This window comes from Sphingomonas oligophenolica, from assembly GCF_039522915.1.
Taxonomy (GTDB): domain Bacteria; phylum Pseudomonadota; class Alphaproteobacteria; order Sphingomonadales; family Sphingomonadaceae; genus Sphingomonas; species Sphingomonas oligophenolica.
In genome coordinates this window covers 17789-40170 of record NZ_BAAAEH010000030.1, presented here as the reverse complement: position 1 = coordinate 40170, position 22382 = coordinate 17789, and the positions used below count along the sequence as shown (strand labels likewise).

22 protein-coding genes are annotated in these 22382 nt (G+C 65.8%); 13 read left to right on the top strand and 9 right to left on the bottom strand.

Going from position 1 to position 22382, the window contains the following annotated elements:
- Positions 1-17 precede the first annotated feature (17 nt).
- The 3 genes from ABD050_RS14890 to ABD050_RS14880 are packed head-to-tail and all read left to right on the top strand — an operon-like array spanning position 18 to position 5744.
- Positions 18-764 carry an ImuA family protein gene (locus ABD050_RS14890; RefSeq protein ID WP_343890208.1) on the top strand — a complete coding sequence of 249 codons (747 nt, stop codon included), beginning with the start codon at positions 18-20 and terminating at the stop codon, positions 762-764.
- Positions 682-2397, top strand: a complete 1716-nt coding sequence (locus ABD050_RS14885; RefSeq protein WP_343890206.1) for a Y-family DNA polymerase — start codon at positions 682-684, stop codon at positions 2395-2397. The genes ABD050_RS14890 and ABD050_RS14885 overlap by 83 nt, the downstream gene beginning before the upstream one ends.
- Positions 2394-5744: an error-prone DNA polymerase gene (locus ABD050_RS14880; RefSeq protein ID WP_343890204.1), complete on the top strand. Its 3351-nt coding sequence runs from the start codon at positions 2394-2396 to the stop codon at positions 5742-5744. Before ABD050_RS14885 ends, ABD050_RS14880 begins: the two co-directional genes overlap by 4 nt.
- 26 nt (positions 5745-5770) lie before the next feature.
- Here ABD050_RS14880 and ABD050_RS14875 read toward each other — a convergent pair whose 3' ends face one another.
- A complete protein-coding gene (locus ABD050_RS14875) occupies positions 5771-6772 on the bottom strand; it encodes a fumarylacetoacetate hydrolase family protein (RefSeq protein WP_343890203.1) in 1002 nt (333 codons plus the stop codon).
- Between the two features lie 122 nt (positions 6773-6894).
- Between ABD050_RS14875 and ABD050_RS14870 the strand changes: the two genes are divergently transcribed.
- Positions 6895-8046, top strand: a complete 1152-nt coding sequence (locus tag ABD050_RS14870; RefSeq protein ID WP_343890202.1) for an acyl-CoA dehydrogenase family protein — start codon at positions 6895-6897, stop codon at positions 8044-8046.
- A gap of 10 nt (positions 8047-8056) precedes the next feature.
- Here the strand turns inward: ABD050_RS14870 and ABD050_RS14865 are convergent, their stop codons facing one another.
- Complete coding sequence (locus ABD050_RS14865) at positions 8057-8407, bottom strand: response regulator (RefSeq protein ID WP_343890201.1); 351 nt, start codon at positions 8405-8407, stop codon at positions 8057-8059.
- A 300-nt stretch (positions 8408-8707) separates the two neighbouring features.
- On the opposite strand from ABD050_RS14865, the gene ABD050_RS14860 reads away from it, so the two are divergent.
- Positions 8708-10105, top strand: coding sequence for a DEAD/DEAH box helicase (locus ABD050_RS14860; RefSeq protein ID WP_343890200.1), 1398 nt, complete (start codon positions 8708-8710; stop codon positions 10103-10105).
- A gap of 55 nt (positions 10106-10160) precedes the next feature.
- Entirely contained in the window at positions 10161-10427 is a 267-nt protein-coding gene (locus ABD050_RS14855) for a hypothetical protein (protein WP_343890199.1), read from the top strand.
- 17 nt (positions 10428-10444) lie between these two features.
- Here the strand turns inward: ABD050_RS14855 and ABD050_RS14850 are convergent, their stop codons facing one another.
- The gene (locus ABD050_RS14850) at positions 10445-11110 is read right to left on the bottom strand and encodes a nitroreductase (RefSeq protein WP_343890198.1); all 666 of its coding nucleotides are present in this window, start codon (positions 11108-11110) and stop codon (positions 10445-10447) included.
- Positions 11111-11240: 130 nt separating this feature from the next.
- Between ABD050_RS14850 and ABD050_RS14845 the strand changes: the two genes are divergently transcribed.
- Both ABD050_RS14845 and ABD050_RS14840 read left to right on the top strand, forming a co-directional pair.
- A complete protein-coding gene (locus ABD050_RS14845; RefSeq protein WP_343890197.1) occupies positions 11241-12413 on the top strand; it encodes an acetyl-CoA C-acetyltransferase in 1173 nt (390 codons plus the stop codon).
- Positions 12414-12435: 22 nt separating this feature from the next.
- The gene (locus ABD050_RS14840; protein WP_343890195.1) at positions 12436-13218 is read left to right on the top strand and encodes an SDR family NAD(P)-dependent oxidoreductase; all 783 of its coding nucleotides are present in this window, start codon (positions 12436-12438) and stop codon (positions 13216-13218) included.
- A 50-nt stretch (positions 13219-13268) separates the two neighbouring features.
- Here the strand turns inward: ABD050_RS14840 and ABD050_RS14835 are convergent, their stop codons facing one another.
- The 4 genes from ABD050_RS14835 to ABD050_RS14820 form a co-directional block, all read right to left on the bottom strand.
- Entirely contained in the window at positions 13269-13634 is a 366-nt protein-coding gene (locus ABD050_RS14835) for a hypothetical protein (protein ID WP_343890194.1), read from the bottom strand.
- Between the two features lie 73 nt (positions 13635-13707).
- Positions 13708-15237 carry a DHA2 family efflux MFS transporter permease subunit gene (locus ABD050_RS14830; protein WP_343890193.1) on the bottom strand — a complete coding sequence of 510 codons (1530 nt, stop codon included), beginning with the start codon at positions 15235-15237 and terminating at the stop codon, positions 13708-13710.
- Between the two features lie 3 nt (positions 15238-15240).
- Positions 15241-16404: an HlyD family secretion protein gene (locus ABD050_RS14825; protein WP_425542464.1), complete on the bottom strand. Its 1164-nt coding sequence runs from the start codon at positions 16402-16404 to the stop codon at positions 15241-15243.
- Complete coding sequence (locus ABD050_RS14820) at positions 16397-17869, bottom strand: efflux transporter outer membrane subunit (RefSeq protein WP_343890235.1); 1473 nt, start codon at positions 17867-17869, stop codon at positions 16397-16399. Before ABD050_RS14820 ends, ABD050_RS14825 begins: the two co-directional genes overlap by 8 nt.
- Positions 17870-17974: 105 nt before the next feature.
- Between ABD050_RS14820 and ABD050_RS14815 the strand changes: the two genes are divergently transcribed.
- The gene (locus ABD050_RS14815; protein ID WP_343890192.1) at positions 17975-18616 is read left to right on the top strand and encodes a TetR/AcrR family transcriptional regulator; all 642 of its coding nucleotides are present in this window, start codon (positions 17975-17977) and stop codon (positions 18614-18616) included.
- Between the two features lie 48 nt (positions 18617-18664).
- On the opposite strand, the gene ABD050_RS14810 is transcribed toward ABD050_RS14815, so the two are convergent.
- Positions 18665-19447 carry a crotonase/enoyl-CoA hydratase family protein gene (locus tag ABD050_RS14810; protein ID WP_343890191.1) on the bottom strand — a complete coding sequence of 261 codons (783 nt, stop codon included), beginning with the start codon at positions 19445-19447 and terminating at the stop codon, positions 18665-18667.
- 10 nt (positions 19448-19457) lie between these two features.
- Complete coding sequence (locus ABD050_RS14805) at positions 19458-20999, bottom strand: acyl-CoA synthetase (RefSeq protein ID WP_343890190.1); 1542 nt, start codon at positions 20997-20999, stop codon at positions 19458-19460.
- Between the two features lie 113 nt (positions 21000-21112).
- Between ABD050_RS14805 and ABD050_RS14800 the strand changes: the two genes are divergently transcribed.
- From ABD050_RS14800 to ABD050_RS14785, 4 genes are read left to right on the top strand one after another with little or no spacing between them, the layout of a single operon-like run.
- The gene (locus ABD050_RS14800; RefSeq protein WP_343890189.1) at positions 21113-21553 is read left to right on the top strand and encodes a PaaI family thioesterase; all 441 of its coding nucleotides are present in this window, start codon (positions 21113-21115) and stop codon (positions 21551-21553) included.
- Entirely contained in the window at positions 21550-21927 is a 378-nt protein-coding gene (locus ABD050_RS14795; RefSeq protein WP_343890187.1) for a PaaI family thioesterase, read from the top strand. The genes ABD050_RS14800 and ABD050_RS14795 overlap by 4 nt, the downstream gene beginning before the upstream one ends.
- A complete protein-coding gene (locus ABD050_RS14790) occupies positions 21924-22148 on the top strand; it encodes a hypothetical protein (protein WP_343890186.1) in 225 nt (74 codons plus the stop codon). Before ABD050_RS14795 ends, ABD050_RS14790 begins: the two co-directional genes overlap by 4 nt.
- The gene (locus ABD050_RS14785; RefSeq protein ID WP_343890185.1) at positions 22142-22378 is read left to right on the top strand and encodes a hypothetical protein; all 237 of its coding nucleotides are present in this window, start codon (positions 22142-22144) and stop codon (positions 22376-22378) included. The genes ABD050_RS14790 and ABD050_RS14785 overlap by 7 nt, the downstream gene beginning before the upstream one ends.
- The last annotated feature ends 4 nt before the right edge of the window (positions 22379-22382 follow it).

The following is a 22382-nucleotide window of genomic DNA, read 5'->3' as shown; positions in this document are numbered from 1 at the left end:
ATTAGCGAGTCGTGCCTTTGTCGTCTGCCGTCGCCCTTTCCACTCTACGCGAAACGCTACGCGCGATCGAGGGCGATGGACTGCGTCGGCGCCCCGTGCTGCCGTTCGGGGTGGGCGCCATCGATTCGCGGCTGGCGACGACCGGGCTGCGACTCGATTCACTCCATGAGATAGCAGCCGCCAGCCCAGGCCTTGGCGACGATGCCGCCGCAACCCTGTTCATGGCCGGGGTCGCTGCGCGCGCCTGGGGGCCAGTGCTGTGGGTGGTCAGGCGCCGCGACCTGTTCGCGCCCGGCCTGTATCAGTCGGGGCTTGCCCCCGAGCGCATCCTTCATGCCGAAGCCGGCGACGATGCAGAGCTGCTCGCGCTGATGGAGGAGGGCCTGCGGCATCGCGGGCTCGGTGCGGTGATCGGCGAAGTGAAGAGCGCCTCGATGCCCAATACCCGCCGGCTTCAGCTCGCGGCCGAAGGCGGCAAGACCATCGCCCTCCTGCTGAAACGCCATGCGCGCGAAGGCGGCAATCCGCTCGCCGTCCCTTCAGCCGCAGTGACGCGCTGGCGGATCGCGGCCGCGCCCTCGACCCCGCTCCCGGTCGAGGGTGTCGGCTGCCCGCGCTGGCGGATCGAGCTGGTGCGGCAGCGCGGCGGCGAACCCCATGACTGGATAATGGAGGCATGCGATGAAACGGGTCGCCTCGCTCTACCTGCCCGACTGGCCGATCGACCGGCTGCGGCAGGCAGCGCACACCGCCGCGCCGCCTGACCTCCCACCCATCTTGCCGGTCCCACCGGCACATGAGCGCGGGGATGGCTGGCGGCCGGGTGCACGCTGGGCTCGCGAGAATCGCCACTCCCTGCCCGTGATAGGGCAGTGCGACACAGTCGGCGACGTGCCGCTCGTCACCTCAATGCGCGCGGGCAGCAAGATCCTGATCGCCGCGGCATCGTCGGCGGCGCGGGCGGTCGGCCTTCATCCCGGCATGGCGGTGACCCAGGCCCGGGCGCAGGTGCCGGGGCTCGATATCAGGCCCGCCGATATCGAGGGCGACCGCGCCGATCTCAGGCGCCTCGCCATCATCGCGGCACGGCGCTGGTCGCCGATCGTCGCCGTGTCGGGAGAGGACGGGTTGTTCCTCGACATCACCGGCGCTGCGCATCTGTTCGGCGGCGAAGCGGCGATGGCGCGGCGGATCGTGCGCCTGCTCGCCCGGCTCGGCATCACGGCCAGGATCGCGGTGGCGGACACGGCCGGCGCTGCCTGGGCACTGGCGCGTTCCCCTCATGGGCGCTGGGACAAGGGCGTCCTGCTCTGCCCGCCCTCTGCTCATATCGACGCCATTGCCGCCCTCCCTGTCGTCGCGCTCCGGCTCGACCCTGCCGCCGTCGAGCTGCTCAAGCGCCTCGGTGTCGACAGGATCGGCCAGCTCGCCGGTATGCCGCGGGCGCCGCTTGCCCGGCGCTTCGGCGCTGGCCTGGTCGAACGGCTCGATCAGGCGACGGGGCGGGTGAGCGAGCCGCTCGATCCGGTCGTGCCGACTGAAACGATCGCCATCGTCCAGCGCTTCGCCGAACCGATCGCGACCGCCGAGGCGATCGAGCATTGGCTTGCTCATCTCATGCCGCGCCTCGTCACCGCGCTCGTCGGCGCCGGCCTGGGCGCGCGCGTGATCGAGCTGGTCGCCGACCGGATCGACGGGGTGCCGCAGCGATTGCGGATCGGCCTCGCCCGGCCGAGCCGCGACGCTGCCCATCTGCTGCGGCTGATCGTACGCCGCATCGAGGAGATCGCACCGGGATTTGGCGTGGATGCGCTAACGCTGCATGTCCGTCGTGCCGATCCTCTCGCCCCGCAATCCTTTGACGAACGGCTCGAGGATCGCCCGCCCGACCTGGCGCCTCTGGTCGATGCGCTTGCCAACCGGATCGGCGATGCGCGCCTGTGGCGAGCCCGGCCAGTCGAAAGCGAAGTGCCCGAGCGCTCGGTCGAGGCGGCACCGCCGCTCGATCCGCCGGCGCAGCCTGCCGTGAAGTCGAAACTCGACGATGTCCGGCAACTCGATCGATCGTCCGATCTTCACCCCTGGCACCATCGCTGGCCACGCCCGGTCCGGCTGCTCCGCCGCCCCGAACTGCTCGACCATGTCATCGCCGAGCTGCCCGACCATCCCCCGCGCCGCTTCACCTGGCGTGGACAGGCGCACAAGGTGGTGCGGGCCGACGGCCCCGAACGCGTTCGCGGCGAATGGTGGAAACGCGCTTCCGAACAACATAGCGTGCGCGATTATTTCCGCGTCGAGGATGAGGTGGGCCAGCGTTTCTGGCTGTTCCGGCGCGGCGATGGTGAACGCAGCGAGACCGGCGATCTCAGCTGGTTCATGCACGGGGCGTTCGGGTGACCTATTCGGAGCTTCAGGTCACCACGCATTTCAGCTTTCTGCGCGGTGTCTCGTCGTCGGAAGAGCTGTTTGCGGCCGCGACTCATCTGGGGCTGCCTGCACTCGGTATCACTGATCGCAATTCGGTCGGCGGCGTCGTTCGCGCACTGGTCGCGGCCGAGCAGATCAGCAAACAGGGCTATCCCATCCGGATGATCGCCGGCTGCCGGCTTGATCTGGTCGATGGTGCGTCGATCCTGGTCTGGCCGGAGGATCGCCCGGCCTGGAGCCGCCTCACCCGCCTGCTGACGCTCGGCAAGGGCCGCGCCAATGCGCAAAAGGGCGAGAAGGGGCAATGCTTCCTGCATTGGGAAGATATTGCGCAGCACAGTGCCGGGCTTGTCGGCGCGCTGGTGCCTGGTCTCGCTGATCATGGCGACCCTGTCGCGATGCGCTGGATGGCGGATATTTTCCAGGATCGTGGCCATGTCTGCCTGACGCATCAGCGTCGCCCCGGCGACCCGCTCCGGCTCCATCAGCTCGAACAGATGGCGCAGGGCTTCGGCCTGACGCCGCTCGCGACCGGCGACGTGCTGTATCACGTGCCGGAGCGCCGCATGCTGCAGGATGTCGTCACCGCGATCCGCAACAAATGCGCGGTCGACGATCTCGGCTTCCGGCGCGAACGCAGTGCCGACCGGCATTTGAAGGGCCCGGCAGAGATGGCGCGTCGCTTTCGTGCACACCCGGCAGCGCTCAGGGCGACCGAGGCGATCGCTGAGCGCTGCACCTTTTCGCTGCGCGAACTCAGGGACCAGTATCGATATCCCGACGAAGTGGTGATCAGCGGCAGGACGCCGCAGGACGCGCTGGAGAAGATGACCCGGACGGCGCTGGCAGACCTGTTCCCGGGCGGCCCGCCACCGGCCTATTCGGACCTGCTTGAACATGAGCTCGAGCTGGTCCGGGAAATGGACTATGCGCCTTATTTCCTGACCGTGAACTCGATCGTTCGCTTTGCGCGCAGCCAGGACATATTGTGCCAGGGCCGCGGATCAGCGGCCAACTCGATCATCTGCTTCGTGCTCGGCATCACCTCGATAGACCCGGTCAAGCACACCCTGCTGTTCGAGCGATTCATCTCGACCTCGCGGCATGAGCCCCCCGATATCGACGTCGATTTCGAGCATGAGCGGCGCGAGGAGGTGATCCAGTGGATCTATGAAACCTATGGCAAACAGCATGCCGCGCTGACCGCAGTGGTCAGCCGGTTCCGCACACGCGGCGCGCTGCGCGAGGTCGGCAAGGTGATGGGTCTGTCCGAGGACATGACCTCGGCACTGGCCGGGCAGGTCTGGGGCATTTCGAGCGAAGACGTGGATGACGCGCATATCGAGCAGCTCAATCTCGATCGCGATGATCCCAAGCTTGCATTGACCCTTCAGCTCGTCAGCGAGCTGGTCGAGGCCAAGACGCCGCGGCATTTGTCGCAACATCCCGGCGGCTTCGTGCTGTCGCATGACCGGCTCGACGATCTGGTGCCGGTCGAACCCGCCGCGATGGTCGATCGCCGCGTCGTTGAATGGGAGAAGCTGGATGTGGAGGAGCTCGGCCTGATGAAGGTCGACATCCTCGGCCTCGGCATGCTGGGCTGCATGCGCCGCGCCTTTCAACTGCTCGAGACACGCAAGGGCATCTTCCTGACCATGGCGTCGCCCGAGATGCAGGACGACGATCCCGCAACCTATGCGATGATCCAGAAGGCCGACACGCTCGGCGTCTTCCAGATCGAGAGCCGGGCACAGATGTCGATGCTGCCGCGCATGAAACCGGCGAAATTCTATGACCTGGTCATCGAGGTAGCGATCGTCCGGCCCGGGCCGATCCAGGGTGACATGGTCCATCCCTATCTCAAGCGACGCGAGGGCAAGGAGCCGGTCACCTATCCCAGCCCTGCCTTGCAGAAGGTGCTGGAAAAGACCCTCGGCGTGCCGCTGTTCCAGGAGCAGGCGATGCAGGTCGCCATGGTGGGGGCAGGCTTCAGCGCCAATGACGCCGATCGGCTGCGGCGCGCGATGGCGACGTTCAAATCCACCGGGGGCGTGGGCGCGTTCCGCGAGCCACTGATCAACGGCATGCTCGAAAGGGGCATCTCGCTCGATTTCGCCGAACGCATGGTGAAGCAGATCGAGGGATTCGGCAGCTACGGCTTCCCCGAAAGCCATGCGGCGAGCTTCGCCAAGATCGCCTATGCCTCATGCTGGATGAAGTGCCATCATCCCGATCTCTATTGTGCTGCGCTGCTCAACGCCCAGCCGATGGGCTTCTATGCGCCAGCGCAGATCGTGCGCGACGCGCGCGATCATGGAGTGGAGGTCCGGCCGGTCTGTATCAATCGAAGCGACTGGGATACGCAGGTGCTCGATGCTGACCTGCAGCGCGAGAAGAACGAACATTTCTGCGGGAGCGATGAAGATTGGGCGCGATTGCTGCCGATCAGGCTCGGCATGCGGATCGTTCAGGGGCTCGGCGACAAGGAAGCGGAGGCCATCCTGAAGGCACGCGCCACCGGCCCCTTCCTGTCGATCGAGGATGCCTGGCGCCGCTCAGGGGTCAGGCCCGCAGCTCTGGAGCGGCTGGCCCGTGCCGATGCGTTCGCCTGTCTGGGCCTCGACCGGCGCCAGGCGCTCTGGGCGATCAAGGGACTGGGTCAGGCACCCCTGCCCCTGATCGCCGCGGCTGACGCGCGGGCCGGCGCCCTTCTTCCGGAAGCGAGCGAAGAACGGGTTTCCCTGATCCCGCTGACCGCCGGCCGCGAGGTGGTGGAGGATTATCGCGCGACCCAGCTTTCGCTGCGCCGGCATCCGCTCAGCTTCCTGCGGCCTGAGCTCCAGCTCATGGGCATCCGGCCCTGTGGCGACCTCAAGACGATGAAGGACGGTGCCCGGGTCGAGGTGGCGGGGATCATCCTCGTCCGGCAGAGGCCGGGCAGCGCCAAGGGCGTGCTGTTCCTCACGCTGGAGGACGAAACCGGCATCGCCAACGCCATCCTGTGGCCCGACCGGTTCGAGGCACAGCGGCGCACCGTGATGGCGTCGGCGATGGTCAGCGTGATCGGACGAATGCAGCGCGAGGGGTTGGTGATCCATGTCGTCGCTGACCGGATCATCGATCATACGCCGATGCTGCGCAGCATCGGCGATCTCGACCTGCCAAGCATGGTCTCGCGCGGCGACGGCGCGACTCATGGCGGATCACCCGATCGGGGTGAGGCTGGCTGGCAGCCGAAGCTGCGGTCAGATTATCACTATCGGGAGAAGATTGATCGGGAGGATGTGATCCCGATCAAGTCGCACGATTTCCATTGATTCCTCCCCGTCGCAGACAGAAAAAATCACGCGATTGTCTGCTCGATCACCCCGAAGATCGGATGGTGCCTGTCATCCTCGGCCCAGATCCGTACGGTATCGCCGGTCTTCAGGAAGGGCGTCACTGGGGCACCCCTCTGAAGCATCTCGACCGTACGCAGCTCGGCAATGCAGGAATAGCCGACGCCACCATCGGCAATCGGCTTGCCCGGGCCGCCATCCGCGCCGCGGTTCGAGACGGTACCCGAGCCGATGATCGTCCCCGCACCGAGCGCTCGCGTCTTTGCGGCATGGGCGATCAGCGTGCCGAAATCGAAGGTCATGTCCTCACCCGCCTCGGCGCGGCCGAATGGATTGCCGTTGAGATCGACCATCAGCTTGCGGTTGAGCTTGCCGTCCCGCCACCAGTCGCCGAGCGCATCGGGCGTCACGAACACCGGCGAGAAGGCGCTGGCGGGTTTGGACTGGAAGAAGCCGAAGCCCTTGGCGAGCTCGCCGGGGATGAGGTTGCGCAGCGACACGTCGTTGGTCAGCCCGACCAGCCGCACCGCCGCCAACCCTTCGGCGCGGTTCGCGCCAAGCGGCACGTCGCCCGTCACCACGACCACCTCGGCCTCGAGATCACAGCCCCAGGTTTCGTCGGCGAGCGGGATGGGATCGCGCGCGCCGAGGAATCCGTCCGAGCCGCCCTGATACATCAGCGGATCGTGCCAGAAACTCTCGGGCATCTCGGCACCGCGGGCCTGCCGTACCAGGGCGACATGGTTCACATAGGCCGAGCCATCGGCCCATTGATAGGCGCGCGGCAGCGGCGCCGCGGCATCATGCTCGTGGAAGCGTCGCATCGGAATCATCTCATGCTCGAGATCAGTCGCGAGATTCTGCAGATCGGGCAGCAGCCGATCCCAATCGTCGAGCGCTGCCTGCAAAGTGGGGGCGATGTGCCCCGCATCGGCATACCAGGCCAGATCGTTCGAGACGATGATGAGCTTGCCATCGCGTCCATGCTTGAGGCTGGCCAGTTTCATGCGATCTCCTGCGTTTTGCCGGCAAGCATAGTCCGCTCGCCCGCGCTGTCGAGCGCAACCGGCTTGACGTGAGCGTAAGCTGACCGCAAACCCTGCGCAAAAGGTTTCAAGAGAGGACTGATATGCTCGACTCCATCCCCGGCCGCTTCGCCTATAACGAAGATCACGAGGCTTTCCGCCAAAGCGTGCGCAGCTTCCTCGAAAAGGAAGCCGCTCCCCATGTCAACGCATGGGAAGAGGCCGGCATCGTCGACAAGTCGATCTGGACCAAGGCCGGCGCGGTCGGGATGCTGTGCCCGACAGTGCCCGAGGAATATGGCGGGCTCGGCCTCGATTTCGGCTATAACGCGATCGTCGACGAGGAGCTCAGCTATGGCGGAATCCCGGTCGGCTTCTCGCTCCAATCGGATATCGTCTGCGACTATATCGTCCAGTACGGCTCCGAAGAGCAGAAGAAGCAATGGCTGCCGCGCCTCGTCTCGGGCGAGACGATCACCGCGATCGCGATGACCGAGCCGGGCACCGGGTCCGACCTTCAGGCAGTCCGCACCACCGCGAAGAAGGACGGCAATCATTATGTCGTCAACGGCTCCAAGACTTATATCACCAATGGCCAGAATGCCGACCTGATCCTGGTCGTCGCCAAGACCGATCCCGACGCGAAGCCGGCCTATAAGGGAATGTCGATCATCCTGGTCGAGAGCGATCGCGAAGGCTTCAAGCGTGGCCGCAACCTCGACAAGATCGGCCAGGATGCCGGCGACACGAGCGAACTCTTCTTCGAAGACGTCCGCGTGCCGATGACCAATTGCCTCGGCGAAGAGGGCAAGGGCTTCATCTATCTGATGAGCCAGCTGCCGCAGGAGCGCCTGTCGATCGCGATCGGGGCCCAGGCTTCGGCGCAAAAGGCGTTCGAAGAGACGATCAGCTTCACCAAGGACCGCAAGGCCTTTGCCGGCGTGGTGTTCGATTTCCAGAACACGCGGTTCGTCCTCGCCGACCTCAAGTCGAAGCTCCAGGTCGGCTGGGCGCATCTCGACTGGGCGATCAAGCGGCACCTGGCGAAGGAACTGACCGCAGTGGAAGGTGCCGCCGCCAAATTATGGCACACGGAGCTGCAATGGGAGGTGATGGACAAATGCCTCCAGCTCCATGGGGGTGCCGGATACATGAACGAATATCCGATCGCGCGGGCATGGCGTGGCGCGCGCGTCACCCGGATCTACGGCGGCACCAACGAGATCATGAAGGAATTGATCGGGCGCTCGCTTTAGCCCCGCGGTCTCAATACGGCGCGACCGCCTTGAACGCGGCGCGCACGGCTGCGTTCGTGATGGGCTTGCCGAGAATGACCGCTGACGGCTCGCAGGGGGAACAGGATTCGGGCGTCGCTGTGATGAAGATCACCGGCAGCGGCCCCATCTCTTCCTGGATCACCTCTACGGCGCGAGGCCCCGTACCTTCGCGCAGGATCACATCCGACATGATCACGTCAGGCCGGCGTGCCCGCGCGGCGTCGAGCGCCTCGTTCTCGGTTTCGGCAAAGGAAAAGGTCGTCGCGCCAGCAGATGCAAGCATATCCTGAAGATCGAGCGCGATCAGCGTTTCGTCTTCAATGATCAGCACGTGGCACATCGCCCGGTCTCCTCAACCATAGCAAACGCCCCATCGCAGGAAACGGGTAGTGAATATGTGCAGCGGGTTGAATCGCGCCCGTTATCGCATCTCCCTGTCGCGGCAGCGACCTTGACTTTTTGCGCCGCAACATGCATATGCCGCTCATCGAGGCGTCATGCAGCGTGATCGGATCGCAAGGTCCAGGCTCCGCCTCGGTCGTTTTTAACGGGCTTCCCTTTTCACGCGGGGTGTCATTCTCCCCCGCCACTCGTGCGTCCGCCGGATTCGCGAGCCCGGCTATTATCGGACTTTATTTTCATGACTTTTGCACATCTCGGCCTCGACGAGCCGCTCGTCCGCGCCCTCGAAGCCAAGGGCTACACCACCCCGACCCCAATCCAGAAGCAGTCGATCCCGACCCTGCTCGAAGGCCGCGACCTGCTCGGCATCGCCCAGACCGGCACCGGCAAGACCGCTGCTTTCGTCCTTCCCTCGATCCAGCGCCTCACCAACGAGGGCAAGAAGGTGCTTCCCACCCATTGCCGCATGCTCGTCCTCGCGCCGACCCGCGAGCTGGCCAGCCAGATCGCCGACAGCGCGCGTGACTATGGCCGCTTCTCGAAGATGTCGGTCGCGACCGTGTTCGGCGGCACCAGCATCAACAAGAACCGCCAGGACATGGCGCGCGGCGTCGACATTCTCGTCGCGACCCCGGGCCGCCTGCTCGACCTGATCGAGCAGCGCTTCGTCAGCCTGGCGATGCTCGAGATCCTCGTCCTCGACGAGGCAGATCAGATGCTCGATCTCGGCTTCATCCATGCGCTGCGCAAGATCGTCCGGATGCTGCCCAAGCAGCGCCAGACCCTGTTCTTCTCGGCGACCATGCCGAATGCGATCCGCGAACTGGCCGACCAGTTCCTCAAGGACCCGGCGACCGTCAAGGTCGCGCCGGTGTCCACGACGGCGGAGCGCGTCGATCAGTTCGTCAGCTTCGTGAACCAGGGCGAGAAGCAGGCGCTGCTGACCATCCTGCTCCAGAATCCCGAGGTCGAGCGTTGCCTCGTCTTCACCCGCACCAAGCATGGCGCCGACCGCGTCGTGAAGCTGCTCGGCCATAACGGCATCGCCTCCAACGCGATCCACGGCAATAAGAGCCAGCCGCAGCGCGAACGCGCGCTCGCCGAGTTCAAGTCGGGCAAGGCGAAGATCCTCGTCGCGACCGATATCGCGGCGCGCGGCATCGACGTGTCGGGCGTCAGCCACGTCATCAATTTCGAGCTGCCCAACGTACCGGAGCAATATGTCCATCGCATCGGCCGCACCGCGCGCGCTGGGGCATCGGGCGTTGCGATCAGCTTCTGCGCCGATGACGAGAAATCCTATCTGCGCGACATCGAGCGGCTCACCCGCGTGAAGCCGACACCGATGCCGCTTCCGGAAGGCTTCACCGCCGAAGCGGCGCGGATCAAGGCAGCGCGCCCGGCAGGCTCGGACGTCGACGATCGTCGCCGTGACGAATCCGGCCGTCACCGTGCGCCGCCGCGCGCGACTCATGCCGCACGCCCGACCGGCGCTCGCCCCGAAGGCGCTGCCCGGCCGCATGGCGCCGGCCGTCCCCATGGTTCCGGCCGGCCGGGCGGCACTGGCCGCCCCGGTGGCGGTGGCCCGCGTCGCCAGCATTCGGGCGGCGGTCGCCGTTCGCCCGCAGCGGGCTGAGGGATACCGGCGGCGTCTTGATGGTTGAGCCGGGTGAAAGCCCGAGGAGATGATCATGGACGTCGCCACCACCCCCATCGCCGAACGAATCGCCCGAGTCCTTGCCGGGCAGCGCATCAGCGCCAACGCAAAGGGCGACGAGGAATCCGCCGCCGACCTGGTCGAGCGCAGCTGGTCGCATCATCTGAGCGACGCCGTCGCCATATTGCACACGCTGCGCGCGCCCGACGAGGCGATGGCGGCGGCGGGCGATCCGGCAGTGTGGGAACGGATGGTCCTGGCGGCGATCGAGGAAGCGAGGCCCGAGACGGTCATCCTGTAGCACGACCCGCATCGCGGCTATGGGCGAACCGTCAGCCACTCCTCCGATGGCGCCCGCATGCTCCGCAGCCGGTTCGCCGGCGCGGCGGGATCCTCATAGCCGATCGCCATCCCGCAAAAGAGCATCCGCTCCCCGGGCGTGCCCAGAAAGCCGGTGATCGTCTCGGGATACATCGCCCAGCATTCCTGCGCGCAGGTCGCGAGTCCCGCCTCGACCGCAAGCAGCATCACATTCTGCAGATACATGCCGAGATCGGCCCATTGCGGTGGCCCCATCTGACGGTCGACCGTGCAGAACAGGGCCGCCGGCGCACCGAAGAACTGGAAGTTGCGCGCGAACCACATCCGCCGCGCCGCCTTGTCCTCGCGCGGAATGCCGATCTCGGCGTACATCGCCTCGCCGATCGCGAAGCGGCGGTCACGATAGGGGGCGGCCAGGTTCGGTGGATAGATCGCATAGGCCGGTTCTTCGATCTCGCCCGCCACCAGCTTTGCCGACATGATCGCCTTGAGCGCGGCCAGCGACTCGCCGGTCACCAGATCCACATGCCATGGCTGGAGGTTGCCGCCGGTCGCCGCGCGAGCCGCCTTTGTGACGATCGCTTTCAAAATCGGCAGATCGACCGGCGCGTCGAGAAATCCCCGCACCGATCGCCGTGCCGCTACGGCCTCCGTCACATTCATTCGACAGCTCCAGATTTTCGAGCCCGATTCGATGGGAGATTCGATGATCGGGTATGCACGCGCACCCTTGCCGACCCGGCGCGATTGGGCAAGAGAGGCCCTTAAAGACGAAGCAGATGGAGAGTCGAGCATGGCCGAGGCCTATATCGTGGAGGCGGTGCGGACCGCCGGCGGCAAGCGGGGCGGCAAGCTTGCCGGGTGGCATCCGGTCGACATGGCGGCGAGCGTGCTCGATGCCGTCGTGGCCCGAACCGGGATCGACGGCGCCGCCGTCGAGGATGTCGTCATGGGCTGCGTCATGCAGGGCGGGCAGCAGGCCGGCCAGGTCGGGCGCAACGCAGTGCTCGCAGCGCGGAACCTGCCCGACAGCGTTCCGGCCGTCTCGATCGACCGCCAGTGCGGATCCTCGCAGCAATCGATCCAGTTCGCCGCCCAGGCAGTGATGTCGGGCACCCAGGACATGGTCATCGCCGCCGGCGTCGAGAGCATGACCCGGGTACCGATGGGATCGACCGCGACGCTGTTCATGAAGGAGGGGCTGGGCAACTATAAATCGCCCCGGCTCGAGGAGAAATATCCCGGCCTGATGTTCAGCCAGTTCATGGGCGCCGAGATGCTGGCCAGGAAGCACGGCTTCGACCGCGCCCAGCTCGATGCCTTCGCGCTCGAGAGCCATCGCCGCGCCGCCGCCGCGACCCAGCGTGGCGATTTCAGCGACGAGATCGTGGCGCTCGAGATCGAAACGCCCGAGGGTATCGTCCTCCACACCATAGACGAGGGCATCCGCTACGACGCGACGCTCGAATCGATCGGCTCGGTGAAGCTCATCCAGGAAGGCGGCAGCATCTCCGCCGCCAATGCCAGCCAGATCTGCGACGGCGCCAGCGCGGTGCTGGTGGTCAGCGAAAGAGCGCTCAAGGACCACGGCCTGACTCCGCTCGCGCGAATCCATAATCTGACCGTCACCGGCGGCGACCCCGTCATCATGCTCGAAGAGCCGCTGTTCGCGACTGACCGCGCGTTGAAGCGTGCCGGCATGAAGATCGAGGACATCGATCTCTATGAGGTCAACGAGGCGTTCGCGCCCGTGCCTCTCGCCTGGCTCAAGCATGTCGGCGGCGATCCGGCCAGGATCAACGTCAACGGCGGTGCGATCGCGCTCGGCCACCCGCTCGGCGCGAGCGGCACCAAGCTGATGGCGACTCTCATCCATGCCCTGCGCAAGAGCGGCGGCCGCTACGGGCTGCAGACGATGTGCGAGGGCGGCGGGATCGCCAATGTGACGATCATCGAGCGGCTTTGATCCTTCGACGGAGACCTGATTCATGAAACTCGACTCAACTATCGCAGCCGTCGTCACCGGCGGTGCCTCCGGCCTCGGCGAAGCCACCGCCCGCGCGCTTGCCGCCAAGGGCGTCAAGGTCGCGATCTTCGATCTCCAGGCGGAGAAGGGCGAAAAGGTCGCAGCCGAGATCGGCGGCGTGTTCTGCGAAGTGAACGTCACCTCGGACGAGAGCGTCGATGCCGGCTTCGCGAAAGCCCGCGCCGCCAATGGCCAGGAAAGCGTGCTGGTCTGCTGCGCCGGCACCGGCAACGCTATGAAGACGGCGAGCCGATCCAAGGAAGACGGCAGCATCAAGCATTTCAGCCTCGAGGCATTCAACTGGCTCATCCAGATCAACCTGGTCGGCACTTTCCGCTGCGTCGCGAAATCGGCGGCCGGCATGCTGACGCTCGATCCGGGCGTTGACGGCGAGCGCGGCGCGATCGTGATGACCGCTTCGGTCGCCGCCGAGGATGGGCAGATCGGCCAGGCCGCCTATTCAGCCTCCAAGGGCGGTGTCGTTGGTATGACCCTCCCGATCGCGCGCGACCTGATGGGTGAAGGAATCCGCGTCAACACCATCCTGCCCGGCATCTTCAACACGCCGCTGATGCAGGGCGCGCCGCAACAGGTGAAGGACAATCTCGCTGCCTCGGTGCCGTTCCCCAAGCGGCTCGGCAATGCGTCCGAATATGCCAACCTCGCGCTGACGATGATCGAAAACGGTTATTTCAACGGCGAGGATGTCCGCCTCGACGGCGCCATCCGCATGGCGCCACGGTGAGCTGATTGCGCCGTGCGGTACGGCGCGCCAGTTGCACTCGGTACCGCGTTTCACCGACAAGCTGCCGGGCATAGGGCGCTGCGAAGCGCCTGATACTGCGCGATCGTGAAGCCGGACTCGGCATAGAGATTCGCCTCGCCGGCGCCGGGCTCCACGCCATGGCGCAGCAGGACCGCGACGCGACGCAAGGTTTCGAGTCGCGGATCGGCAAGACGGGTCTTGCGGCGCACGCCGAACAGATGGTGCAGTCGCCGGCGCCATATTCCGGGTTCGCCAAGGCTCGAGAGACCGTCGTGCAGGCTCGTTTCGATGACGATCCGTTCAAGCGGAGAAAAGAGCGCAAGGCCCGGATAGGGCCGTCCGACGCCTGTGCTCGTGCCGGCCGCCGGCACGATGTTGAAGCAGATAAAGGCCATGGGCTTCGTTCCGGGGAGGGAAGGGAGGTCGTCCAGAGTCGTTTGCAGCTTCGCCGTCTTACTGAAAACGACTCTAATGCGCCGCGCCGGCCGCGACGGCGCGCCTGGGCCTGGGGGAGAGCCAGATCACCATCGCTGCGCCCGCGAAGATGAAGGCCGAGAGAAGGAAAAGGTGATTGATCGCAAGCGCCATGCTTTCCTGGTCAGCCATCTGCGACAAGGTCGCCCTGACCTGATCGAGCGAGAAGCCACGGTCCTGCAGTGCCTGGCTGGTCGCATCGCTGTTCATGGTGGAGACGATCTCGCTACGCGACACGACCGCGCTGTTGGCGAACAGCGTCGTCGAAATCGAGGTGCCGACAGCGCCCGCCAGCGTGCGCAGGAAGCTCATCACACCGGCGGCCGACGCGGTTTCCTCGGGCTCGACCGCGCCGAGCGCGATCGTCGTCAGCGGGATGAAGAAGAACGGCATCCCGATCCCCTGCAGCAACTGCGGCAGTGCTAGCGTCCAGAAATCCGCCCCGCTCGTCCAGAAGACCCGCAGCAGCGAGGTGAAACCGAGCCAGAGGATGCCGAAGCAAACCAGGCCGCGCGGATCGACCTTTTCCGAGAGCTTGGCGACAATCGGCGACATGACCACCGCCGCGACGCCGACAAAGGCCGTCACATAACCGGCATAGGTGGCCGTATAGCCCATGCTCGATTGCAGCCATTGCGGAATGACCACCACCGCCGAGAAGAAAGTAGCGAAGGTCAGGGCCAGGCTGATCACCGCGACGGTGAAGCCCCGGTGCCGGAACACCTTCAGGTCGACGATCGGTTGCGCCTCGGTCAGCTCCCAGACGACGAACACGACAAAGCCAATCGCAGCGACGATCGACAGCATGACGATCGAACTGTCGGCGAACCAGTCATGCTCACGCCCGATATCGAGCATGATCTGCAACGCGCCGATCCACAGGATCATCAGGGCAAGCCCGATCGTGTCGACGCCGAGCCGCGCGGTCTTCGTTTCGGCGGGCATGAGCAGGCGAATGGCGCCGAACGCGCACAGCCCGGCGATCGGAATATTGATGAAGAAGATCCAGTGCCACGACCAGTCGTCGCTGATGGTGCCGCCCAGGATCGGGCCGAGGATCGGCGCGACGACAGTGGTCATCGCCCACAGCCCCATCGCCTGGCCCTGCTGCTCTTTCGGGAAGATCCTCAACAGGAGCGTCTGGCTAAGCGGCATGAGCGGTCCGCCGCAAAGCCCCTGCCCGATCCTGCACACGACGATCATCGCCAGACTGCCCGACAGGCCGCACAGCAGCGAGAACAGGCCGAAGCCCAGCATCCCGAAGACGAAAGTGCGCACCGTGCCGAACCGGCCCGCCAGCCAGCCGGTTAGCGGTACGCAGATCGCCTCTGCCACGGCATAGGAGGTGATGATCCACGTGCCCTGGCTTGAGGAGATGCCGAGCGAACCCGCAATATGGGGCACCGATACGTTCGCGATCGTCGTGTCGAGCACCACCATGAAGTTGGAGAGCGCAAGGACCGCCCCTGCCAGCAGCAGGGTCACCCCCGTCAGCGGTTTGAAGTCGTCGCTCAGGCCGGCCATGGCTCAGTTGCCCGACGTGTCGATCTCGGCTGTCATCGACAGCCCGACCCGCAGCGGATGCGCGACGAGTTCCTTCGGATCGAGCGCGACTCGAACCGGGAGGCGCTGGACCACCTTGATCCAGTTGCCGGTGGCATTCTGCGCGGGGATCAGCGCGAACGACGATCCCGTGCCGCCCGAAAAGCCGGTGACACGGCCATGATATTCGACGCCTGAGCCATAGAGATCGGAGGTCAGCTTCACTGCCTGGCCCGGCTTCACCGCCTTCAGCTGGCCTTCCTTGAAATTGGCATCGACATAGACCCGGGTGATCGGCACGATCCGCATCACGGTGGCGCCCGGCGCGATCCGCTGACCCACCTGGATCGTTCGGCTGGTGACGACGCCGTCGATCGGCGCGCGGATCACGGTCCGCGACAGATCGAGCCTTGCCTGCTTCACCCGGGCTTCGGCAGCGAGGACGTCAGGCGCGCTGGCGACAGTGGTGCCCTGGATCAGCGCATCATTGGCGGCGAGATTTCCGGCGGCGGCGCCGCGGGACGAGGCAGCCTGCGCAACGGCCGCCTGCGCCTGCGCGACGCTGGCGCGCGCGGCAGCGAGTGCGTTGGTGGCTGAGGTCAGCTCGTCACCGGAAACCGCGCCATTGGGGGCCAGCTTCCGGCGGCGATCGAAATCGACCTGCGCCTTCTCGAACGCGGCCTGGGCGGAGAGCAGTTGCGCCCGCGCACTCCGGATATCAGCGGCGCGCGCCTGGACCTGCGCGGACAACGCATCGCTGGTCGCGGCGGACTGGCCGAACTGGCGCCGCGCCTTGGCAAGGTCGGCTTCGGCAGAGGCGAGTGCGATCTGCGCGTCGCTGTCATCGAGCCGGACGAGGACATCGCCGGCCTTCACGATATCGGTGTCCGACTTCAGCACCGCGATCGCCTGACCCGATACCATCGGCGTCACCTGGGCGGTGTCTGCCCCGACATAGGCATTGTCCGTCTCGACATAATGGCTGCCGACCAGCGCATACCAGCCGCCATAGCCGAGCCCGGCAAGCAGCACGACGCCGGCGATGCCGACGAGCAGCGTCCTGCGGAGGTTGTTCGGCGGTGTCTCGATATGGATTGCCGCTGCCTTCGACTCGGTCAGGCGGCGGTCTGCGGGATCGGCATCAGCCACGGTCTTTGTCCTTGTTGATCGGGGTGGGGTTGGTGGCGACCGGGGCGGCGAAGCCGCCGCCAAGGGCGCGCACAAGGGCGACATCCAGGGTGAAGGCGCGGGCCTTCAGGTCAGCGACGGTGCGGAGCGCCTGCAGCGCCCGGTCCTGCGCGGTCAGCACGTCGAGAAAGGTCGACAAACCTCCCTCGTAGCGCTGGCGCGCCACTGAATAGGCGGCCTGCGAATCAGTCAGCGCCAGTTCGGAATCCGCCAGCCGGACGCCCAGCGCACGCTGGCTCACGACGGCGTCCGCCACCGCCCGGTAGGCATCAGTTACGGTCCGGTCATAATGGGCGACCGACTCGTCATAGGTGGCGCGGGCATTGCGATATTTGCCCTGAAGTTCGCCGCCCCTGAAGATCGGCAGGCTGATCGCCGGCCCCGCGCTGCCAAAGCTCGACCCACCCTTGAGCAGATTGCTGAGCCCCAACGACTGGAAGCCGATCACCGCGCTGAGCTTCACCGACGGGTAAAATGCGGCCCGCGCCACCTTGATCCTGCTCGCTTCCGCCTCGACCCGCGCGCGGGCCGCGACGACATCGGGCCGGTGTCCGATCAGGTCGGTCGTCACGTCCTGGGGAATGCCGCGCGATGTGATCGATACCGCCGGTGCCGTGATCGCCAGTCCGCGATCGGGGCCGGCCCCGAGCAGCGCAGCAAGGCGATTGCGCGTCAGCGCGATCTGTTCGTCGGTCGCGGAAACATCCGCCCGCGCCGTCGGCACGGCCGCGCTGGCTTGTTTCAGCTCGGCCTGGGTGTCCAGTCCGCTGGCCACGCGATCCGCCGTCAGTTTCTCGGTCTGCTGCCTGACCTGCAGCGCAGTGGCCTGGACCGACCGCTCGGCGAACAATCGCGCGAGGTCTGCGTAAGCGTCGGCAATGTCGGTCGACAGCACAAGCGACGCCTGGGCATAATCCAGCTGTGCAGCCTCGGCCTCGGATCGCGCTGCGGCATAGGCGGCGCGGTTACTGCCCCACAGGTCGAGGTCGAAATCGAGATTGGCTGATACCTTGCCGGTGTCGTTCCAGCCCTTGGGCACAAAAGCAGCCGGGATGCCGTTATTGTAGCTCTGCTTCGCCTCGCTCGCGCTGCCGCTGACATCGAGTATGGGCAGGCGCGCCGCGCCGGCCTGCTGCGCATAGCCCTCCGCCTCCCGCACTCGCGCCGCGGCGACGGCCATGTCGGGCGAGGAGGCAAGCGCCTCGCCGATCAGCGCGTCGAGCTGGGGGTCGCCATAGGCCTGCCACCAGCCCGACTCCGGCCAGGCAGCCGGCACGGTGGAGACAAGACTCACATTCGAGGCATAATGATCAGGCGCAGCTACCGCGGGCGCGGGTCCGAGCTTGGGAACGGACGCGCAAGCGGATAGCATCAACAATGCGATCAAACCGGTGGGATATGCCGCAGCGATGAGACGAGAGGACATCATGCAAAAAACCGTACTAGAGGGTACAGTTGCGCCAATGGACTCGGGCAAAGCCCTTGTCAACGAAAAACTGTACCTTACAGTACATGGTTGGTAACGGACGCGATGGAACCCGCCACCACCCGACGCGAGATACGCAAGCAGGATCGACGCGAGGCGATCGTCGACGCGGCGCGCGCATCGTTTCTCGAGCAGGGCTATGCCGGCACCTCGATGTCCGGCCTGCTCAAGACCCTCGGCGGATCGAAGGCGACGCTGTGGAGTTATTTCCGCTCGAAGGAAGAATTGTTCGCGGCCGTCATCGAGCAGGTCAGCGCTTCATTCCGTTCTGAACTCGGGGGCGTCCTGGGCTCGGCGACCGGGCTGGAAGCCGGGCTCATTGCCTTTTGTCGCCGCTTCCTGCTGACGATCGGATCGCCGGACGCTGTCGCTACCTGGCGGATGGTCGTGGCGGAAAGCGGGCGCTTTCCGGAACTGGGCCGCATTTTCTACGATCGCGCGGCTGGCTTCACCGAGACCACGCTCAGCGCTTATCTTGCCCGCCACGTCGCAACCGGCGAGCTTCGCTCCGAAGACCCGAAAATCATGGCCCAGACGCTGATCAGCCTGTGCGCCGGCCGGCATAATCGCCTGCTCTGGGGCGTCGATGTGGAAGAACCGGGCGCGATCGACCTCCAGGCAAGGCGGTTCGCCGATGTCTTCATGCGGGCCTATGGCGTCGCGGCTACCGGCGAGGCATCGCGCTAGAGTCTGTTTCAGTAGGACGGCACCGACTAAGCGAAGCAACAGACTTCTCTAGTCGATGAAGACCGGCGCCCGCTTCGCCATGTTCGCCATCACCGCCTCGACCTGGTTGGGCTGGCGGATCACCTTCAGCTGCTCGACCGTCTCCGCCTCGAGCATCGCGGCCGGATCACTATCATGCGCCAGGTTGCAAAGCCGCTTCGCGCCGCGCACCGCATGCGGATTCCGTGCGGCAATCTCCCGAGCGAGCGTCATCGCGGCGCTACGCGGATCGTCGGCGACACGACTGACGAAACCGTGCCGTGCCGCTTCCTCGCTGTCGAATTCGCGCGCGGTGAAGGTCAGCTCGCGCAGCACATCGTCGCGCACCAGGGTCCGCCACAGCGGAAAGCCGCCCATATCGGGCACCAGCCCCCAATGCAGCTCGCGGATCGCGAAGCGGGTGCCCGGCGCGGCGATCCGGATATCGGCGCCCGACATGATCTGGAAGCCGCCGCCGAGGGCAACGCCATGCACCGCCGCGATCACCGGCATCGGCAGCGTCCGCCAGCCCCAGCTGACCTGCTGGACGAGATTGGCGCCGTTGGGCCAGCGATCGGCAAGGTTCAGGCCTGATCCGCCGCCGGCCATGCTTGCCATGTCGAGCCCGGCACAAAAGCCGCGCCCCTCGCCCGAGAGCACCACCGCACGCACATCGGCCATGCCGGCGAGCTGGTCGATCGCGTCGGCAATGCCCTGAAACATCGCCGGATCAAGCGCATTCATCTTCTCCGCGCGGGTGAGGCGGACGTCGGCGATGTGATCGGCGACAGTGATCGATACGCGCTCGTTCATGGTTTTTCCCTCACACGATCCGCCCGCCGTCCACGCCCCAATAGCGATCCCGCAGCAGTCGCTTGTAGAGCTTGCCCGTCGCATGACGGGGCAATTCTTCGGTGAAATCGATCTGGCGCGGCGTCTTCACGCCGGAAAGCTCGGCGCGGCACCAGGCAGTCAGCTCCGCGGCGAATTCGGGAGTCGCTTCGGCCATATCGACCGGTTGCACCACGGCCACCACGCGCTCGCCCATTTCGGGATCCGGCGCTCCGATCACCGCCACATCGGCGACACGGGGGTGGGTGATCAGCCGGTTCTCGATCTCCTGCGGATAGATATTCACCCCGCCCGAGATGATCATGAAGCTCTTGCGATCAGTGAGGTAGAGATAGCCCTCCTCGTCGATCCGGCCGATATCGCCGATCGTCGTCCAGCCCTGAGCATTCCGCGCCTCCGCGGTCTTGCCCGGGTCGTTATGATATTCGAACTGGCCGCCGCCCTCGAAATAGACCAGCCCCTCTTCACCGACGCCGAGCTCGGTGCCGTCCTCGCTACAGATATGCGCCACGCCATACGCTGCCTTGCCGACCGAGCCCTTGTGCCCGAGCCACTGCGTCGAATCGATCGTGGTCAGCCCATTCCCTTCCGAGCCGGCATAATATTCGTACAGCACCGGGCCCCACCAGGCGATCATCGCTTCCTTTACCGGGATCGGACAGGGTGCTGCGGCGTGGATCGCTGTCTTGAGGGTCGAAAGATCGTGGCGGGCGCGCTCCGCCTCGCTCAATTTCAGCATGCGCACGAAATGGGTCGGGACCCATTGGCTTGCCGTCACCTTGTAGCGCTCGATTGCCTCGAGTGCGGTGACCGGGTCGAAATGTCGCATCATCACCACCGTCCCGCCGAGCCGCTGGACGGTCATTGACCAGCGCAAGGGGGCCGCATGATAGAGTGGCGCCGGGCTGAGGTAGATTGTGTCCGGGCCGATTCCGTAAAGTCCGCTCGCCAGCATCGCGAGTATGTTGGGTCCGGCGATATTCGGATCGTCGGGCAGCGCAACCCGGACTCCCTTGGGCCGCCCCGTCGTGCCCGAGGAATAGAGCATATCGGCGCCGGAGCGTTCGTCGGCGATCGGCGTGTCGGGCATCGCGGCGACAGCTTCCTCCCAGCTTGCCCAGCCCGGCACGTCGCCACCGAGCGCGAACAGCAGGGTATCGCCGAGAGTGCCGGCAAGCTGCGCCGCAACCGGGGCGAGTCCGGCCGAGGCGACCACCAGCTTCGCGCCGCTGTCGCGCACGATATAATCGACCTCGGGCGTGGTCAGCTTGGTCGAGATGCACACGAAGAACAGCCCGCTGCGTTGCGCGCCCCAGACGATATCGTAGAATTCCGGGACGTTCTCGACGAACAGCGCAATCGTATCGCCCGCCTTCAGCCCCTTGGCGCGAAACAGTTGCGCGGCGCGATTCGATCGCCGATCGAGATCGGCGAAGCTGATGGTTTCGCCGGTTTCGGCGACGATCAGCGCCGGCTTGTCGGGCGTCTCGCGGCCATGGACGCTTGGATGCACCCGTCTCTCCATCGGTTGTTTTTTGAAACGCTATACGGCGGCGGCCGCTGGGGCAATTGCTTTGCGCAGGGCGCGCTTTGCACAGGCGGGGCACTGGGATAGACGCAGGAGCGATGACGCCACCAGAGACCATCCGCTTCGACCCCGAAGAGTTCCTCCGCTTCGGCGCCAACGGCCATGCGGGTCGCCTCGGCGTGCGCTATGAGGCGCATGGCGAGGACTGGGTCGATCTGGCACTGCCCTATAATCCGGCGCTGGTCGGCGATCCGGAGAGCGGGGTGCTCGCCTCGGGGCCGATCCTGGCGATGATGGACGTGGCGACCAGCCTGTCGATATGGCTCAAGCTCGGCATGTTCCGCCCCCATGCGACGCTCGATCTGCGGATCGACTATCTTCGGCCGGCAACGCCGGGCAGGACAGTCATCGGGCATGGCCAATGCTACCGGATCACGCGCTCGATCTCCTTCATCCGGGGCCAGGCGCATGACGGCGACCCGGGCGATCCGCTCGCGCATGTTGCGGGCACCTATATGTTCACCGAGGCGCTGCCATGATCCTGCCGCCTTATGCCGATCTCCTGAGGCTCAGCGCCGACCCGGAGGACAGGACGATCCTCGTCATGCCGTTCGACGACGACGTGATTGGCCGGCCTGGCTTCCTGCACGGCGGCGCGATCGGCGGGCTGCTCGAAATGGCGGCGATCGTCGCGCTCAAATATGCGCTCGAGGAAGAAGGCGGCGGCCGGATCAAGCCGATCAACGTGACGGTGGACTATATGCGCGGCGGGCGCGAGAAGCCCACATATGCGCAAGGTACCGTCACTCGCCTCGGCAACCGGGTCGCCAATGTCGAGGCGAATGCGTGGCAGGACGACCGCAGCCGGCCGATCGCCGCGGCGCGGATGAACTATCTGGTCGCGCGGCCATGACTGACCGGCGGCAACAAGCTGAAGGCTATGCCCGGGCGGCGCAGGCGTCACGCAACAAGGGCAATTTCTACGATGCGCTGCTTCAGCAACGCCGCGCCGTTGCGCTGCTGCGCGATGTTGGCGAGCCGCGGCGCTTGCCCATGCCATCCGGCATGTCGCCGACATCCTGGTCGATGCAGACCGCGCCGGGGAGGCGGCCGAGCCGATCACCGAGATGCTGACGCTGTATCGCGGCAACTCGGACGCGGCGCCTCTCGACATCGCCAATGCGCTCCGCAGCGCGGCGGTTCACGCCGAGGCAATCGGCGACAACGAGACCGCACGGGCCTTCTGGATTCAGGCGCGCGAACGCTATGCCGCACTCGATGCCTTGTTCGAACAGCTGACCGGCAGCCTCGGCAATCCCGGCGTGGCGGAAGCCGACGCCCGGCTTGCCGCGTTGCGCTATTGATCGG